General features: G+C 68.1%; 14 protein-coding genes. 5 read left to right on the forward strand and 9 right to left on the reverse strand.

Annotated features, from left to right (window positions below):
• Positions 1 to 41 precede the first annotated feature (41 nt).
• Positions 42 to 2,198: an MMPL family transporter gene (locus AB0M15_RS25145; RefSeq protein ID WP_363823743.1), complete on the forward strand. Its 2,157-nt coding sequence runs from the start codon at positions 42 to 44 to the stop codon at positions 2,196 to 2,198.
• 10 nt (positions 2,199 to 2,208) lie between these two features.
• On the opposite strand, the gene AB0M15_RS25150 is transcribed toward AB0M15_RS25145, so the two are convergent.
• The 5 genes from AB0M15_RS25150 to AB0M15_RS25170 form a co-directional block, all read right to left on the reverse strand.
• Positions 2,209 to 3,069, reverse strand: coding sequence for a chitosanase (locus AB0M15_RS25150; protein ID WP_363823745.1), 861 nt, complete (start codon positions 3,067 to 3,069; stop codon positions 2,209 to 2,211).
• 135 nt (positions 3,070 to 3,204) lie between these two features.
• Positions 3,205 to 4,077: a YegS/Rv2252/BmrU family lipid kinase gene (locus AB0M15_RS25155; RefSeq protein ID WP_363823748.1), complete on the reverse strand. Its 873-nt coding sequence runs from the start codon at positions 4,075 to 4,077 to the stop codon at positions 3,205 to 3,207.
• Entirely contained in the window at positions 4,077 to 4,835 is a 759-nt protein-coding gene (gene tatC / locus AB0M15_RS25160) for a twin-arginine translocase subunit TatC (RefSeq protein WP_363823750.1), read from the reverse strand. The genes AB0M15_RS25155 and tatC overlap by 1 nt, the downstream gene beginning before the upstream one ends.
• A gap of 79 nt (positions 4,836 to 4,914) precedes the next feature.
• Positions 4,915 to 5,205 (reverse strand): twin-arginine translocase TatA/TatE family subunit, encoded by a 291-nt coding sequence (locus AB0M15_RS25165; protein ID WP_363823752.1) that lies wholly within the window; start codon positions 5,203 to 5,205, stop codon positions 4,915 to 4,917.
• A gap of 51 nt (positions 5,206 to 5,256) precedes the next feature.
• The gene (locus tag AB0M15_RS25170; RefSeq protein ID WP_328326995.1) at positions 5,257 to 5,448 is read right to left on the reverse strand and encodes a hypothetical protein; all 192 of its coding nucleotides are present in this window, start codon (positions 5,446 to 5,448) and stop codon (positions 5,257 to 5,259) included.
• Between the two features lie 116 nt (positions 5,449 to 5,564).
• On the opposite strand from AB0M15_RS25170, the gene AB0M15_RS25175 reads away from it, so the two are divergent.
• A complete protein-coding gene (locus tag AB0M15_RS25175; RefSeq protein WP_363823758.1) occupies positions 5,565 to 6,761 on the forward strand; it encodes a winged helix DNA-binding domain-containing protein in 1,197 nt (398 codons plus the stop codon).
• A gap of 413 nt (positions 6,762 to 7,174) precedes the next feature.
• On the opposite strand, the gene AB0M15_RS25180 is transcribed toward AB0M15_RS25175, so the two are convergent.
• On the reverse strand, positions 7,175 to 8,155 hold the full coding sequence (locus tag AB0M15_RS25180) for a WYL domain-containing protein (protein WP_363823760.1): 981 nt from the start codon (positions 8,153 to 8,155) through the stop codon (positions 7,175 to 7,177).
• Entirely contained in the window at positions 8,152 to 9,114 is a 963-nt protein-coding gene (locus tag AB0M15_RS25185; RefSeq protein ID WP_363823763.1) for a WYL domain-containing protein, read from the reverse strand. Before AB0M15_RS25185 ends, AB0M15_RS25180 begins: the two co-directional genes overlap by 4 nt.
• 99 nt (positions 9,115 to 9,213) lie before the next feature.
• Here AB0M15_RS25185 and AB0M15_RS25190 point away from each other — a divergent pair, with 99 nt between their 5' ends.
• The 3 genes from AB0M15_RS25190 to AB0M15_RS25200 are packed head-to-tail and all read left to right on the forward strand — an operon-like array spanning position 9,214 to position 11,810.
• Positions 9,214 to 10,182, forward strand: coding sequence for a hypothetical protein (locus AB0M15_RS25190; protein WP_363823765.1), 969 nt, complete (start codon positions 9,214 to 9,216; stop codon positions 10,180 to 10,182).
• A 19-nt stretch (positions 10,183 to 10,201) separates the two neighbouring features.
• Positions 10,202 to 11,299: a DUF3866 family protein gene (locus tag AB0M15_RS25195; RefSeq protein WP_363823845.1), complete on the forward strand. Its 1,098-nt coding sequence runs from the start codon at positions 10,202 to 10,204 to the stop codon at positions 11,297 to 11,299.
• Positions 11,300 to 11,330: 31 nt separating this feature from the next.
• The gene (locus tag AB0M15_RS25200) at positions 11,331 to 11,810 is read left to right on the forward strand and encodes a hypothetical protein (RefSeq protein WP_363823769.1); all 480 of its coding nucleotides are present in this window, start codon (positions 11,331 to 11,333) and stop codon (positions 11,808 to 11,810) included.
• A gap of 70 nt (positions 11,811 to 11,880) precedes the next feature.
• On the opposite strand, the gene AB0M15_RS25205 is transcribed toward AB0M15_RS25200, so the two are convergent.
• Positions 11,881 to 12,864, reverse strand: a complete 984-nt coding sequence (locus AB0M15_RS25205; RefSeq protein WP_363823770.1) for an FKBP-type peptidyl-prolyl cis-trans isomerase — start codon at positions 12,862 to 12,864, stop codon at positions 11,881 to 11,883.
• Between the two features lie 253 nt (positions 12,865 to 13,117).
• Positions 13,118 to 14,479: a Pup--protein ligase gene (pafA, locus tag AB0M15_RS25210; protein WP_020386528.1), complete on the reverse strand. Its 1,362-nt coding sequence runs from the start codon at positions 14,477 to 14,479 to the stop codon at positions 13,118 to 13,120.
• Positions 14,480 to 14,541 lie beyond the last annotated feature (62 nt).

Raw genomic sequence — 14,541 nt, forward strand, 5'->3', positions numbered from 1 at the left:
GCTGAGTCCACTTGTCCCTGGGCCGTTGAAGGAGATCTCCGATGATGTCGCACGCGCTGTACAGACTGGGCCGGTACGCCGCCCGCCGGCCGTGGACGGTGATCGGCACCTGGCTGGTCGTCTCCGTGCTCGTGATCGCCGCGGCCGGCCTGTTCGGCCAGAAGCTCTCGGATTCGATGGGGGCGCCGGGGCTCGACTCGCAGAAGGCCACCGAGCTGCTCGCCCGGACTGATGCGGCCGGGCTGACCGCAAAGGTGGTGCTCACGCCGACTGACGGCGGTGCGACGTTCTCCGACTCGGGGCCCCGGACGGCTTTGGGTGAGGTCCGAGCAGGGGCGGCCGAGCTGCCCAATGTGCTGGGTGCCGGGGCGCCGGAGATCTCGGCCGACGGACGCGTCGCGGTCATCCGGCTTCAGTACCCGGTACAGGAGAAGCTGGGTCCGGGTGATCTGGAGAACCTCAAGGAGTTCGCTGCTGGTGTTCCGCCGGCGCTCCGGATCGAGTTGGGTGGCGACCTCTTCTTCGTCTTCGAGGCGCCCGAGACGGGTCTCGGTGAAGGGCTCGGGCTGCTGGTCGCGATCATCATCCTGCTGGTGACGTTCGGCTCGGTGATCGCGATGGGGTTGCCGATCGGGCTGGCCTTGTTCGGCCTCGCGCTCGGGATCAGTGGGATGTCGCTGGTCACGTACCTGATCGACATCCCCAGTTGGGCGCCCGTGATCGGGAGCATGGTTGGGCTCGGGGTGGGGATCGACTATGCGTTGTTTCTGGTCACGCGGCATCGCGAGTACTTGTCATCAGGACTGACGGTCGAGGAGTCGGCCGGACGGGCGGTCGCGACCGCTGGGCAGGCCGTGGTGTTCGCGGGTGGCACGGTGGTCATCGCGATCCTCGGGCTGGCGGTGGCCGGCGTACCGTTCATGACCGCTGGTGGGATCGCGGTCGCGCTCATCGTGCTGATCATGGTCGTTGCCTCGATCACCTTGTTGCCCGCCTTTCTGGGGTTGGCCGGGACGTGGATCAATCGGCTCGCGGTACGGCACGTCACGGTACGGACCGGTGGGTGGGAGCGATGGGCCCGGCATGTGTCCCGGAACGCCGTCGCGTATCTGGTGGGGGCGGTTGTCGCGTTGCTGGCGATCGCTGCACCGGTGCTGGCGCTTCAGGTGGGCACGCCGGATGAGGGCGCGCTTCCCGCGACGCGGACCGAGCGTCGGGCGTACGACCTGATCGCCTCGGGATTCGGGCCGGGGATCAATGGGCCGTTGGTGATCGCGGTCGACATCTCAGCCGATGCCGGCGTGGTCGGGCCACTGCTCGATGCCGTCAAGGCCGACAAGGGGATCGCGGCCGTCGCTCCGCCAGAGGTGAATGCCGCGGCTGGGCTCGCGACGCTCGTCGCCTTTCCGACCACCGGGCCGCAGGACGATGCGACGCTGGAGACGGTCAGGCGCCTGCGTACAGACGTCTTTCCGTCGGTACTACGGGACAGCCCGGCGACGGCTCACGTGGGTGGGCAGACGGCGAGCTTTGCGGATGTGGGGGCCAAGGTCAACGATCGGCTGCCGCTCTTCGTGGGCGCCGTGATCTTGTTGTCGATCCTGCTGCTGACCGTCGTCTTCCGGTCGATCGTCGTACCGCTCAAGGCTGCGCTGATGAACCTGCTCAGCATCGGCGCTTCGTTCGGGGTGATGGTGATGGTGTTCCAGTGGGGCTGGGGCGCCGGGCTGATCGGGCTGGAGTCGACGGTACCGATCGTGCCGTTCATCCCGATGTTCATGTTCGCGATCCTGTTCGGGCTGTCGATGGACTACGAGGTGTTCCTGCTGTCGCGGGTGCGGGAGGAGTATCTGCGCAGCGGTGACAGCGACAGCTCGGTCGTGCACGGCATCGCGACCACCGGGCGGCTGATCACGTCGGCGGCGTTGATCATGGTGTCGGTCTTCCTCGGCTTCGTCCTGAGCAGCGATCCGTCGGCCAAGATGTTCGGGCTCGGACTGGCCGTCGCGATCTTCATCGACGCGACCATCGTCCGGATGCTCTTGGTGCCGGCGGCAATGAAGTTGCTGGGTACCGCGAACTGGTGGATCCCGGGCTGGCTCGATCGCCTGCTGCCGGCGCTCGAAACACACAGCCCCCCGCTACCCGGGGACACTCGGGCAACAGGGGGCCGTCATCAGCCGGTCAGGGTCAGCTGATGTGACTCTGCTAGCTGATGTGGAAGGAGTCTCCGTAGACCTTCCAGTCGAGGGGGGTGTTGAGGTTGAGGTTGCCGTTGCGGAGGAACACGCGCTGGGCGGTGTCGACCCGGCTGGTGTCGCTGTGCGCCTCCTCCTGCTTCATCGCCCAGACGCGGGCGTCGAGGAAGGCGTTCAGCCAGGTGGTCTCGTTACCACCCTGGGCCGGCGGCTTGGCCTTGGTCAGGGCGCGCTTGCGGATCCCACCGAAGCTGGTGCCGTCGTTGCCGCCACCGTGCATGACGATCGCGTCGTAGTACATGAACTGGCCGAGTACGCCGACGCCGTCAGCCTTGCCCTGGCTCACCGACGGGTTGAAGTAGACCCGGTCGCGCTCGCTGTCCTGCGCGGCCTTGAAGACCGAGTCATTGGCGGCGGTCTTCCAGTCCCTGGTGTAGTTCGGGTCGAGACCCTCGTGTGAGTCGGTGCCGTCGACGTTCTCCAGGGCGGGCAGATACTTCTGGAGAACGTTGCCCGGCTTCTTCTGCTTGTAGAGCTTGACCAGGTCCAGCATGTCGCCGGTGCCCGAGCAGAAGCCGATGATGCCGGCCGTGTAGCCGCGGCCGTCGTCGATGTCCTCGATGTACTTGTACTGCGCCTTCCAGTCCAGCGAGGAGTTCTCCGCGCTGGAGACGATCTTCATCGCGATTTCCTTCTTCGCCGGGTCGTCCAGCCCGACTGCCTGCACACTGCTCTGTGCGTGCGTGGCGGTCGTGTGCTCCAGCAGCGGCGAGGCGTACGCGGTCGCCGGGGCGGCGGCGACGGCGAGGCCGAGCAAGATGCCGGTCAGCCGGCGGGTGCTGCTCTTGGTGTTCGTGGGGGCGTTGAACACGAATCTCCTCCGAGGGCGTCGAGGTGGTTATCTGTTAGGAAGCTTTCCTATCAGACAAATCCGGTGACGAACAGAGATCACTGAAATTCATTCAGTGATCGAGGAGACTTAACCGGTTCGAACGCTCGTTTCAGCTCAGGCGAAGACGGTCAGGGCGCCGGGAGCGACACCGATGTCGACCGGCAGCGGGCCGAGGATCTCGCCGTCGGCGTACGCCGTGACGCCGGGCGACTCGAGCCGGATCGACCGGCCGCGCAGGGTGTGCACCGCCGGGTGGCCGAGGTGGGTGCCCTTCGACAGCTTCGGGAACATCTGCAGCAGGGTCAGCCGCGACACCGGCTTGATGATCGTGACGTCGAGCAGCCCGTCGTCGATCCCGGCCCCGGCGCAGATCTGCAGTCCCCCGCCGTACGTCGGACCGGTGCCGACGGCCACCAGCATCGCGTCGGTCTCCAGCACCTCGCCGTCGACGGTGACGACGTACGAGATCGGCGTGAAGGTACGCAGCTCGGCGAAGGTGGCCAGTGTGTAGCGCGCGTTGCCCTTCGGCCACGTCATCGCGTTGGCCCGCTTGTTCACCAACGAGTCGAAGCCGCCGGCCACGACGGTGGTGATGTACTCGTCCTTCGCCGTCGCCAGGTCGACCGCCCGGGTCTGCCCCCTGACGATCAGCGCGGCCGCGGCCTTCGGATCCTTCAGCGGTACGCCGATGCCGCGGGCGAAATCATTGCCGGTGCCGGCCGGGATCACGCCGAACGGCATGCCCGACTTGGCCAGCACCTGAGCACCGAGGTGGATCGTGCCGTCGCCACCGACGAGCGCTACGCCGTCCGCGCCGGAGGCGATCACCTCGGCCGAGATCCGGCCGACGTCCTCGGCGCAGGTGGTCGTGTACTCGTCGACGGTCAGGCCGCCGGCTTCGAGCTCGGCGCGGACCACCGGGGCGACCCGTGCGCCCAGCCCTCTGCCGCTGGTGGGATTGACCACCAGCGCGATCTTGCGGCCCATCAGTCGGCCAGCAGTTCTTCGGCCTTGCGGCCCCGGCGCTTGTCGTTGATCCGGCAGATCACTTCGGCGATGAAGAACAGCAGGCACATCGGGATCGCCAGCAGGCACATCGTGAACGGGTCACCGGACGGCGTCGCGACCGCGGCGAAGATGAAGATCACCAGGATGATGTACGGCCGGAACTTACCCAGCGCCGAGGCGGGCACCAGGCCGAGCATGTTCAGCAGGACGACGACCAGCGGGATCAGGAAGGCGATCCCGAAGACGAGCATCGTCCGGATCACGAAGTCCAGGTAGTGCGGGATCTCGATCAGGTTCTGCACCGACTGCGGGGTGAAGCTGATCAGGATCGCGATGCCCTTCGGCAGCGTCCAGTAAGCGACCGCCATGCCACCGGCGAACAACGGCGCGGCGAGACCGGCGAACAGCGCCGCCCACTTCTTCTCGCTCCGGTGCAGCCCGGGCGCGATGAACGCCCACAGCTGGTACAGCCAGACGGGGCTGGAGACCACCAGCCCGATCAGCGCCGAGACCTTGATCTGGAAGGTCAGCGCGTCGCCGACCCCGTTCAGGGTCAGGATCGGCTTCGTCTCGTCGACCCCGGGGTTCAGCTGCCGAACGCTCTCCTGGAACGGCTCGGTCAGCAGCTTGAACGCCTCGTCGTAGATGAACCAGGCCGCGACCGTGCCGATCACGATCGCGAGCACGCTGATGAGCAGCCGGTTACGCAGCTCGACAATGTGCTCGCGCAGGGTCATCCGACCCTCTTCGTCCTTCGGGCGGCGGGGTTCTTTCCGCCGTCCCAGCCTCACCGTTGTCACAGGTGGAGCGCGCGGCTCAGTTGGCGGTGTGGGTCGGCGGCAAGCCGTCGCCCGGGGCCTGGCCGTTCGGCTGCTGGCTGGGTGCCTGCACCGGCGGGTTGACCGGCTGGGTCGGCGCCTGGGTGCCCTCGGTCAGCTCACCCTCCTTCCTGCGGGACGACGGGCCGACCTCCTCTTCCCAGATCTTCTTCGACTTGCCGAGCTGCTTCACCAGCGCCGGCAGCTTGGCCGACCCGAACAGCAGCACGACGATCGCGAGAATGACGAGCCACTCAGCGCCCTGAGGCATTCCGAGATACGCAACCATGACGAAACTCCCTACCGACTTCTACTTGTGGCTCAACCGTGAGCGCCGATACTACGCCCGAGCTTGTGCGTCCTCGGCGGTCCGGGCGGACCTCGCCTCCGACTGCGCGTCCTCGAGCTTGGACTGGGCGGTTACCAACTCACGTGTCAGTGCCTTGGCCTGACCCCACAGCTTCCTAGCGAGCAGCACGAGGACCAGGATCCACACCGCCACCACGCCCAGGAAGAGCAAGAGCCAATACATGCCCAAGAGCCTATCCGGTTCCCGGTCACGACCCTTCCCCGCAGCCCGTCGCGGTGGACAACGGTGTCGGAACGTGATGGTAAGAACAGGGGAAGCAGAGACCTCAGGGGGCATTGATGGAACGGATTTCGGTCGCGGACAGGCGGGCCCGGCTCGGGCGGCGGCATCGGCTGGCGGGATCGGCGCAGGCTGCGGATCCGGTCGAGGCAGCTCGGTCGATGGTCGTCCTGCATGGGACCGACCCGGCGACCGTCCACTTGTCGATCGCCGCGCGGGTGCCGGGTAGCGAGGTGGCGGGGACCGAGCGCGCGCTCTACGACGATCGCACGCTGATTCGGATGCTGGGGATGCGGCGAACGGTGTTCGTCGTGCCTACGGCGTTCGCTTCCGTAGTACAGGCTGCTTGTACTGACGACATCGCGGACAAGCAGCGCAAACTGCTGGTCAAGCATCTCGCCGAGGCGGGGATCGCGCCCGACGCCGAGGAGTGCGCGAAGTGGTTGCGGGCCGTCGAGGAGTCGACGGCGACCGCCCTCGCGCTGCGCGGTTCGGCGACGGCTTCAGAGTTGTCGGCCGACGAGCCGCGCTTGCGCAGCCGGCTGGCGATGGCACCTGGCAAGTCGTACGCCGCCCAGCCGTACGTGACGAGCCGCGTCCTGTTCCAACTCTCAGCCGAGGGCCGGATCGTCCGCGGCCGCCCGCTAGGCACCTGGCTGAGCGGCCAGCACCAGTGGTCCCCAGTAGAAAACTGGCTCCCCGACGGCTTCGGCGACAAGCTACCGGCCGACGAGGCGCGAGCAACTCTCGCACGCGCTTGGCTGACCTCATTCGGCCCCGGCACCTCAGCAGACCTGCAGTGGTGGTCCGGCTGGACCCTAGGCCAAACCCGCAAGGCCCTATCCGCCGTCGAAGCAGTCGAAGTCGACCTCGACGGCTCCGTCGGATACGTCCTCCCCGGAGACGAGTCCCCCGAGCCCGACCCCGAGCCCTGGGTAGCTTTCCTCCCCGCCCTCGACCCCACACCAATGGGCTGGAAAGACCGAGCCTGGTACCTAGGCGACCACAAATCCCGAATGTTCGACACCACCGGCAACATCGGCCCCTCAGTCTGGTCCAACGGCCGAATCGTAGGCGGCTGGGGCCAACCGGAATCCGGCGATGTCCGCTACCAACTACTAGACGACGTAGGCCACGAAACCGCCTCCGCAATCGAATCCGAAGCCAACCGCTGGACCAACTGGCTGGCCGGCGTCCGTATCACTCCCCGAGGCCGCCGCGCCTCCCCCTTAGAAGAAGAACTCTCCAAACGCTGACCTACCAACCGGCGCCCGCCCGCCCGACTCCTTACTCGCACTCGCACCCGCACCCGCACTCGCACTCGCATCACCACCCGCGCCCTCGCCCGCGCCCGCGCTCGCGCCCGCGCAGAATCCCAGCGCACGGACCCCACCCCGGCTCAGGACCCGCACGCCGTCAGCATCCAGGCCAGCCGAGGTGGCGCCCAGCGCCACGAGGCCAAGCCGACCGGCTGACCGCCGGCGCGCTCACCCGACCAGCCAACACCGCACTCACCACCGCAGGTCCATCGCGAGACCACCCCAACGCAGTTCACCTCAACGGAATCAGCCCCTGCGCAGGATCCACACGCCGTCAGCATCCAGGCCAGCCGAGGTGGCGCCCAGCGCCACGAGGCCGAAGGAGCGGGCGGTGGGTCGGTGGCGTGGGGTTAGGGGAGGTGGTCGTCGTAGGCGGAGAGGGCTTCTTGGGCTGTTTCGGCTATTTGTTTGCCTAGGGCTTGGGGGTCCAGGACTGTGGCGGTGCCGCCTAGGCGGAGGATCAGGCGTTGGAGCCAGGCGGTGTCGGCTACTCGGAGTTTGACGGTTAGAGAGTTGCCGGAGCTCTCCTCCACCGACTCCATGGGGTAGTACTCGGCGACCCACCGTGCGGGAGGCTCGAGCTTCACGGTGGCTAGTAGGTCTTGTTCTGAGGGCTGGAACATGCCGTTCGAGAGGTCGCGCGGAGTCGCCTCGGGCGGCGGCTCGCTCGGCAGGTCCAGGAGTTTGGCGGCGGCGATTCGGTCCAGCCGGAAGAGCCGGACATCCTCGGCCAGGCGGCACCACGCCTCCAGGTAGCTGCGGCCTTCGGAGACCACCAGGCGCATGGGGTCGACGTCTCGTTCGGTCGTCTCGTCGCGAGACGGTACGTCGTACGTGAGGTGCATCCGTCGTTTGCCGGCCAGCGCGCGGTTGACCAGGTCGGCGATCTCCGGCGCGGCGGGCTCGACGTGGACGTGGGCGGCGGAGCCCTCGATCGCAGCGGCGCCCTCCCCCGCGGCCGTTTCCAGCTTCGCGATCGCGCGGTCGACGGCGTCGCGGTCCTGGCCGGCGGTCACGTCGCGCAGGGTGCGCAGCGCGGTCAGCAGGGCGAGCGCCTCGTCGGCCGCCAACCGCAGCGGGCGAGCCAGGTAGTCGGCGTTGTTGAGGTGGATCACGCCGTCGCCCTCGGCCGCGTCGATGTCGATCTCGATCAGATCGCCCATCTGGGCGCCGGGCAGACCGCAGAACCACAGCACCTTCAGGTCCGCGATGATCTGCTTCGGCCGTACGCCGAACTCCGCGGCGACGTCGTCCACCCGGGCGCCGTCGTTCTCACGCAGGTACGGCACCAGTGCCAGCAGCCGCTGCACCTGGTCACGCGCATTGCTCATGCGGTCACTCCGGCAACGGTTCGCAGGCGGCGTAGTACGCCGTCCAGTACGTCGCCCGGGCCTTCGACCACGGCGTCCGGGCCGAGGGAGGCGATCTCCTCGGCGAGCACCTCGGAGTCGGCGTACGGGACGTGCAGCAGGTCCCAGTCCTCCTCGTACGGCTCGATCGCGTTCGCGCGCCGGCGCAGACTCACGGCCGAGCCGGTCCGGGCCCGGACCTTCGCCTCCGAGGTCGGCCGTGGCGGCGCGAGCTCACTGACCAGCGAGCGGATGTCGGTGCCCTCGGGCACGGTGAACGCGTTCGGCGGGCCGACCGTCTTGACGTTGCCGCCGATCCGCGACATCCGGAACATCCGGGTCGCCTCGCGATCGCGGTCCCGGCCCACGACGTACCAGCGGCCGTGCCACGAGACGATGCCCCACGGCTCGAGAGTGCGCGTGGTCGGCGCCGAGCCGCCGCTGCGAGTGTGCTCGAACCGTACGGCGGTACGGCTCACGACGGCGGACCACAGCGGGTCGAAGGCCGGCTCGGACGCGCCGACGTGCGGCTCGATCGCGCTCAGCGCCGACTGGTCGGTCTGGATCCCGGCGGCTTTGAGCTTGAGCACGGCCGACGTGGTCGCCTCGGCCAGGCTCGCGTGCTGCCAGACCCGCGCGGCGACGCCCAGGACGGCAGCCTCGTCCGGCTCCAGGTGAACCTCGGGCAGTTCGAAGACGTCGCGCCGGATCCGGTAGCCGACGTCGTCGGAGAAGAACTTGTCGATGGTGCCCATCTCGATCGGGATGCCGAGGTCGCGCAACTCGTCCTTGTCGCGCTCGAACATCTTCTCGAAGGCGTCGTCGGTCTGCCCGGCGTACCCCTCGACGACCTCGCGGATCCGCTCCTTGGTCACGTAGGTGCGCGCGACCAGCAGGCAGATCACCACATTGAGCAGCCGCTCACTCTTCCGCGCCGACACCCGACCACCTTACGGGGTGATCGGCGCGAACATGTGTTCTAACCTTCGACAGTCGGGGAAAAGATTGTCGGTGACCCCGCCCGCTGCCAGAGTCCAGCCATGAAAAAACCCACCGCCGGGTTGGCTCTGCTGGCCCTTGCGTCGACCGGCTTGCTGCAGATGCAGCCCGCAGCGGCTGCTGAGACCTGTTCCGAGTCGTACCTGATTCCGCTGACGTCCTGGGAGCGGTCCCCGATCACAGCAACCGATCCCTCCGGCCGGTACCAGGTAGCGCAACTGGGCGACCGGACAGGCCGGCTCGGTGTCGGCATCTGGCGCAACGGTGTCGCCGAGACGATGGTCCCCCTGCTCGACGGCTACATCGAGCCGCTCGACGTCAACGTCCGGGCCGAGGTGGTCGGGTTCGGCTACGCCGGCGGCGAGCCGATGGGCGCCTGGCGAGCTCGCGGGACGCAGCGGACCGCGCTGCCGGCGCCGACCGGCGCCGATTCCGCCAAGGCGGTGGCGATCAACTCCGCCGGCGAGGTTGCCGGCGTGATCACCACTACCGCCGGCAGCCAAGGGATCGTGTGGTCGCCCAGCAACGAACCGCGGGCCCTGCCGGTGCCCGACGGGTTCACCTCGGCGGAAGCCACGGACATCGACGACGACGGCACGGTCGTCGGCTTCGCAGTCAACCTCGACGAGTTCGGTATGCCCACCCGGCAGCCGGTCGTCTGGCCGGCTGACGGCGGGTACCGGCTGCTGCTCGCCACGGATCACGACTACACCTGGCCATCAGCGGTCCGCAACGGCATCGCCATCGGCGAGGACGGCCAGTCCGTCGTCAGCTGGAACCTCGCCGCGGACACCGAGACAGTGGTGGCCGCCAGCGAGGCTCGCAGCGGCGAGGTGAACGCTGGTGGGGACTTCACGGTCACCAGAACTCCGTCCGCGGCGCCCGCGGTCACCGACTTCATCCGGCGCGGACAGCCTGTGCGCGCGGCCGGTCCTGGCTATGCCGTCGGCCTGTCGGACTCAGGCCGGGTCTACTACGAGGATCACCGCGTCTTCGACTGCGGCTCCTGACTACTACAGTCACCGTGTGATGCGGTGGCGTGAAGGAATCGTGAGTGGGCTCGGGCGGAGCTGGGCCGGGGCGCAGGAGCTGACTGTGGTGGTCGGTGACCGGGATGTGCGGTCACTGGCCTACCCGGATCTCGTGGGCTCCCCCGTCGTCGGCGATCGAGTGCTGCTCAACGTAGGCGCTCTCGACCGAGGCCTGGGTACCGGCGGCTATGCACTGGTCGTCGCCATCCCCGACCGGCTCCCAGCCGACCCGCCCGAGACCGGCCACCTGGTCAAGGCCCGCTACACCCCGCTGCAGTCCATGGTGCTCGGCGCCGACGAGCAGGACTCGCCGGACCACGCAGTACTACGGGACGCCGACGACCTCTTCGGTACGCCGGTAGTAGTCGCTGACCTCCACTCCGCGCTACCCGCGGTGCTGGCCGGCGTGTTCGAGGCCCGACCCGGTACTCGCGTTGTCTACGTGATGACGGATGGCGGCGCGCTGCCCCTCGCGTTCTCGAGGACTGTCTCGGCGCTGCGGGATGCTGGCTGGCTTGGCGGGACTGTCACGGTCGGCCAGGCATATGGCGGCGACCGTGAGGCCGTGACCGTCCACACCGGCCTGCTCACCGCAGTACACGTGCTGGCGGCAGAGGTAGTCGTACTGACGCAGGGACCGGGCAACCTCGGCACTGGTACCCGCTGGGGCTTCTCCGGCGTCCAGTCGGGTGAGGCGGTCAATGCGGTCGGAACGCTCGGTGGGCGGGCCGTGGCGTCGCTGCGCATCTCCGAAGCCGACCCGCGACCACGGCACCGGGGCATCTCGCATCACAGCCTCACGGCGTACGGGCGGGTGGCGCTGCAGCCGGCGGACGTCGTAGTACCGGACCTGGACGGAGAGTTCGGCGACGCCGTCAGGGACGCGGCCGAACCCCTCAAGGGCCGGCATCGGGTCGTACGGGTCTCAGTGGACGGCTTGTACGACGCTCTGGCGGCCGCCCCGGTCAAGCTGTCGACGATGGGCCGCGACCTGGACTCAGACCGCGCCTACTTCGAAGCAGCCGCCGCAGCCGGTCGCCATGCAGCCGGGCTGGTGGACGTACCACCACCTGGTTCGGGGTCTCAGTACTCCTGAAACTCCAGGCCGTGGCGGCCAGAGTGGAAGCATGGCAACCACGCAGCGCGACCTCACGATTCACGACACCGTCCGGCTGGAGCCGCCGGTACGGGTGCGGGCCGCGACGGCCGCGTGGTTCCTGGCGGTCGGCGCGGGTGTCGCCGAGTCGGTCCTCGGCGTGATCGGCGCCTTCGACGGCTCGATGGCCTGGCCGGCCCTGGTCGCCCAGATCGCTTTCCGAGCCATCGTCTACGGCGGGCTGTTCGTAGTGATCGACCGGTACTTCCGGCTCGGCCGCAACTGGTCCCGCCAGCTCCTGGCGGTCCTGCTCGGCGTGATCGGCCTGGCGACCCTGGTCATCCGCCCGATCCAGTGGCTGCTCACCAACGGCGACTTCGGCGCGATCGACGTCAGCGCGGAGCTCGTCGCCTTCGCGGTGATCCGCAGCGTTCACGTGATGGCGGTCATCACCGGCGTGGTCCTGATGTACCAGCCGGAGGCGAACCGCTGGTTCAAGGCGAGGAGCTGACCCAAAAGGATGGGGGTGGGGGGTGGTACCGAAGTACCGCCGCCCCACCCCCATCACTGGGTTCAGAGTATTACTGCTGCTTCGGCGCCGGGAAGGCGTTGAGGATGTCGAGAACGGCGATCGCCGCGGGGCTGGTGATCTTGCCCTTCTCGTCCTTGCCCGGGGGCAGCTCGACCAGGACACGGCTGCCGACCGGCATGCCGGCCAGGCCGTCCAGGGCGCCTGCCTGACCGTTCGGGCCGGGGCCGACCTGGAGCTTGTCGGTCGGGAGGCCCGGCTGAGCCGGTGCGGTCTGCGAGGCCGGCTGCGGATCCCAGGTGCTGGCCTGCTTCTTGCCGGTGTAGTCGAAGACGACGTAACGGCCGACCAGCTGGCTGCCCTTCTCGATCGGCTTGCCCTTGCCGGTGGCGATGATGACCGGCTTGCCGGGCTTGGCCGGAGCCTTGGTGCCCTTCGGCACGACCAGCGTCGGGGCCGCGTTCAGCTCGCCGGTGACCTTGAACGGCGTCGCCGGGGCGGCGACCGGGTCGGCGTCGAGCTTGGTGTCGTTGCCGGCCACGCCGACCAGGTCGACGACGAAGATCAGCGTGTCGTCACCCTTGATCCCGGCCTGCTCGTTGCCGGTCTCCTTGTAGCCCTTGTCGGACGGGATCGACATCAGCACCCGGCTGCCGATCTTCTTGCCGACCAGTGCCTCGTCCCAGCCGGCGATCACGCCGCCGATCCCGATCGGGAACGACGAGGGCGCGCCCCGGTCGTAGGAGTTGTCGAAGACCTTGCCGTCGCGCCAGATCTGGCCGAGGTAGTTCGCGGTGAGCAGCTCACCCTTCTTGACCTCGGGACCGTCGCCCTCCTTGAGGACCTCGGTCTGCAGGGTCTTGTCCGGATCCCCGTCCTTGTGGGTGACGGTCGGCTTCTTGCCGAACTCCTCGGTGGCCTTGATCCCGATCTTGCCGAAGTCGCCCCCGGACCCGGCTTTGGAATCATCGGAACCGCAGGCGGCCAGGGAGGTCCCCAGCGCCAGCACCGCGACCAGACTCAACAACTTGCGCACGAACGAGCACCTCGAAATCTCACGGCACGGCCCTGCCGTCGGCGGGCCCGCCTGGATATACGGCCAGATGAACTCGCCCACCCTAGCCTGCGCGGACAAGCCGCCGACCAGGCACCTCAGTCACCGTTCGATCACGTCACGCAGCGTCGCGAGCGGCCGTCCAGCAGACTCCCAGCAGGCTCACAGCAACCCGTCACATACTGGCGATGAGCTTTCCACGCGCTCGTCGTGCTCCCCATCACAGCTTCTTCTCTTACATACTCGCAATGAGTTTTTCGACGCGCTCGTCGTGGGACTTGAACGGGTCCTTGCAGAGCACGGTCCGCTGGGCCTGGTCGTTGAGCTTCAGGTGCACCCAGTCGACGGTGAAGTCGCGGCGGCGCTCCTGGGCCCGCTTGATGAACTCGCCGCGCAACCGCGCCCGGGTCGTCTGCGGCGGTACCGACTTGGCCTCGAAGACCCGCAGGTCGTCGACGACGCGGGTGACGGCGCCCTTGCGCTCGAGCAGGTAGTACAGACCGCGCGGCCGGTGGATGTCGTGGTACGCCAGGTCGAGCTGGGCGACCCGCGGGCTGGCCAGGCCGAGGTTGTTCTGCTGGCGGTAACGCTCGATCAGCCGGTACTTGATCACCCAGTCGATCTCGCGCTCGATCCCGGACAGGTCGCCGGACTCGATCGCCTTGAGGCAGCGCTCCCACAGGTTCAGCGCCCGCTCGACGGCCGGGGTGCCGAGCTCGCGGCGGTCGACGAAGTCGCGGGCCTTGGTCAGGTACTCGCCTTGGATGTCGAGGGCGCTCGCCTCGCGGCCGTTGGCCAGCCGGACCTCGCGCCGGCCGGTCATGTCGTGGCTGATCTCGCGGATCGCCCGGATCGGGTTGTCCAGCGTCAGGTCGCGCATCACGATGCCGGCCTCGATCATCCGCAGCACCAGGTCGGTACTGGCGACCTTCAGCAGCATCGTGGTCTCGGACATGTTCGAGTCGCCGACGATCACGTGCAGCCGGCGGAACCGCTCGGCGTCCGCGTGCGGCTCGTCGCGGGTGTTGATGATCGGGCGGGACCGGGTCGTCGCGCTGGAGACGCCTTCCCAGATGTGCTCGGCGCGCTGGCTCACGGAGTACACCGCGCCGCGGGGCGTCTGCAGCACCTTGCCGGCGCCGCAGATCAGCTGCCGGGTGACCAGGAACGGGATCAGTACGTCGGCGAGCTTGGCGAAGTCACCGTGCCGGCTGACCAGGTAGTTCTCGTGGCAGCCGTAGCTGTTGCCGGCCGAGTCGGTGTTGTTCTTGAACAGGTAGACGTCGCCGAAGATGCCCTCGTCGTGCAGCCGCTTCTGCGCGTCGACGAGCAGCCCCTCGAGGATCCGCTCGCCGGCCTTGTCGTGCGCTATCAGGTCGGTGACCGAGTCGCACTCGCCGGTCGCGTACTCCGGGTGGGAGCCCACGTCGAGGTAGAGCCGCGCCCCGTTGCGGAGGAAGACGTTGCTGCTCCGCCCCCAGGACACGACGCGCCGAAACAAGTACCGGGCCACCTCATCGGGGGTCAGTCGGCGCTGACCGCGAAAAGTGCAGGTGACTCCGTACTCGTTCTCCAGGCCGAAGATTCGCCGGTTCACAGTCCCCACCCTACGACCCCGTTCCGACAATCGGGTCGAGTCTCAGGCGCGCCGTCACCGCT

The sequence above is a fragment of the Kribbella sp. NPDC051718 genome, from assembly GCF_040681515.1.
Classification (GTDB): domain Bacteria; phylum Actinomycetota; class Actinomycetes; order Propionibacteriales; family Kribbellaceae; genus Kribbella.

Bases quoted from the DNA above. Each gene is read 5' to 3' on its own strand.
- AB0M15_RS25145 (WP_363823743.1), top strand. From the start codon at position 42: ATGATGTCGCACGCGCTGTACAGACTGGGCCGGTACGCCGCCCGCCGG.
- AB0M15_RS25155 (WP_363823748.1), bottom strand. From the start codon at position 4,077: ATGGGCCGCAAGATCGCGCTGGTGGTCAATCCCACCAGCGGCAGAGGG.
- tatC (WP_363823750.1), bottom strand. From the start codon at position 4,835: ATGACCCTGCGCGAGCACATTGTCGAGCTGCGTAACCGGCTGCTCATC.
- AB0M15_RS25165 (WP_363823752.1), bottom strand. From the start codon at position 5,205: ATGGTTGCGTATCTCGGAATGCCTCAGGGCGCTGAGTGGCTCGTCATT.
- AB0M15_RS25170 (WP_328326995.1), bottom strand. From the start codon at position 5,448: ATGTATTGGCTCTTGCTCTTCCTGGGCGTGGTGGCGGTGTGGATCCTG.
- AB0M15_RS25175 (WP_363823758.1), top strand. From the start codon at position 5,565: ATGGAACGGATTTCGGTCGCGGACAGGCGGGCCCGGCTCGGGCGGCGG.
- AB0M15_RS25180 (WP_363823760.1), bottom strand. From the start codon at position 8,155: ATGAGCAATGCGCGTGACCAGGTGCAGCGGCTGCTGGCACTGGTGCCG.
- AB0M15_RS25190 (WP_363823765.1), top strand. From the start codon at position 9,214: ATGAAAAAACCCACCGCCGGGTTGGCTCTGCTGGCCCTTGCGTCGACC.
- AB0M15_RS25195 (WP_363823845.1), top strand. From the start codon at position 10,202: ATGCGGTGGCGTGAAGGAATCGTGAGTGGGCTCGGGCGGAGCTGGGCC.
- AB0M15_RS25200 (WP_363823769.1), top strand. From the start codon at position 11,331: ATGGCAACCACGCAGCGCGACCTCACGATTCACGACACCGTCCGGCTG.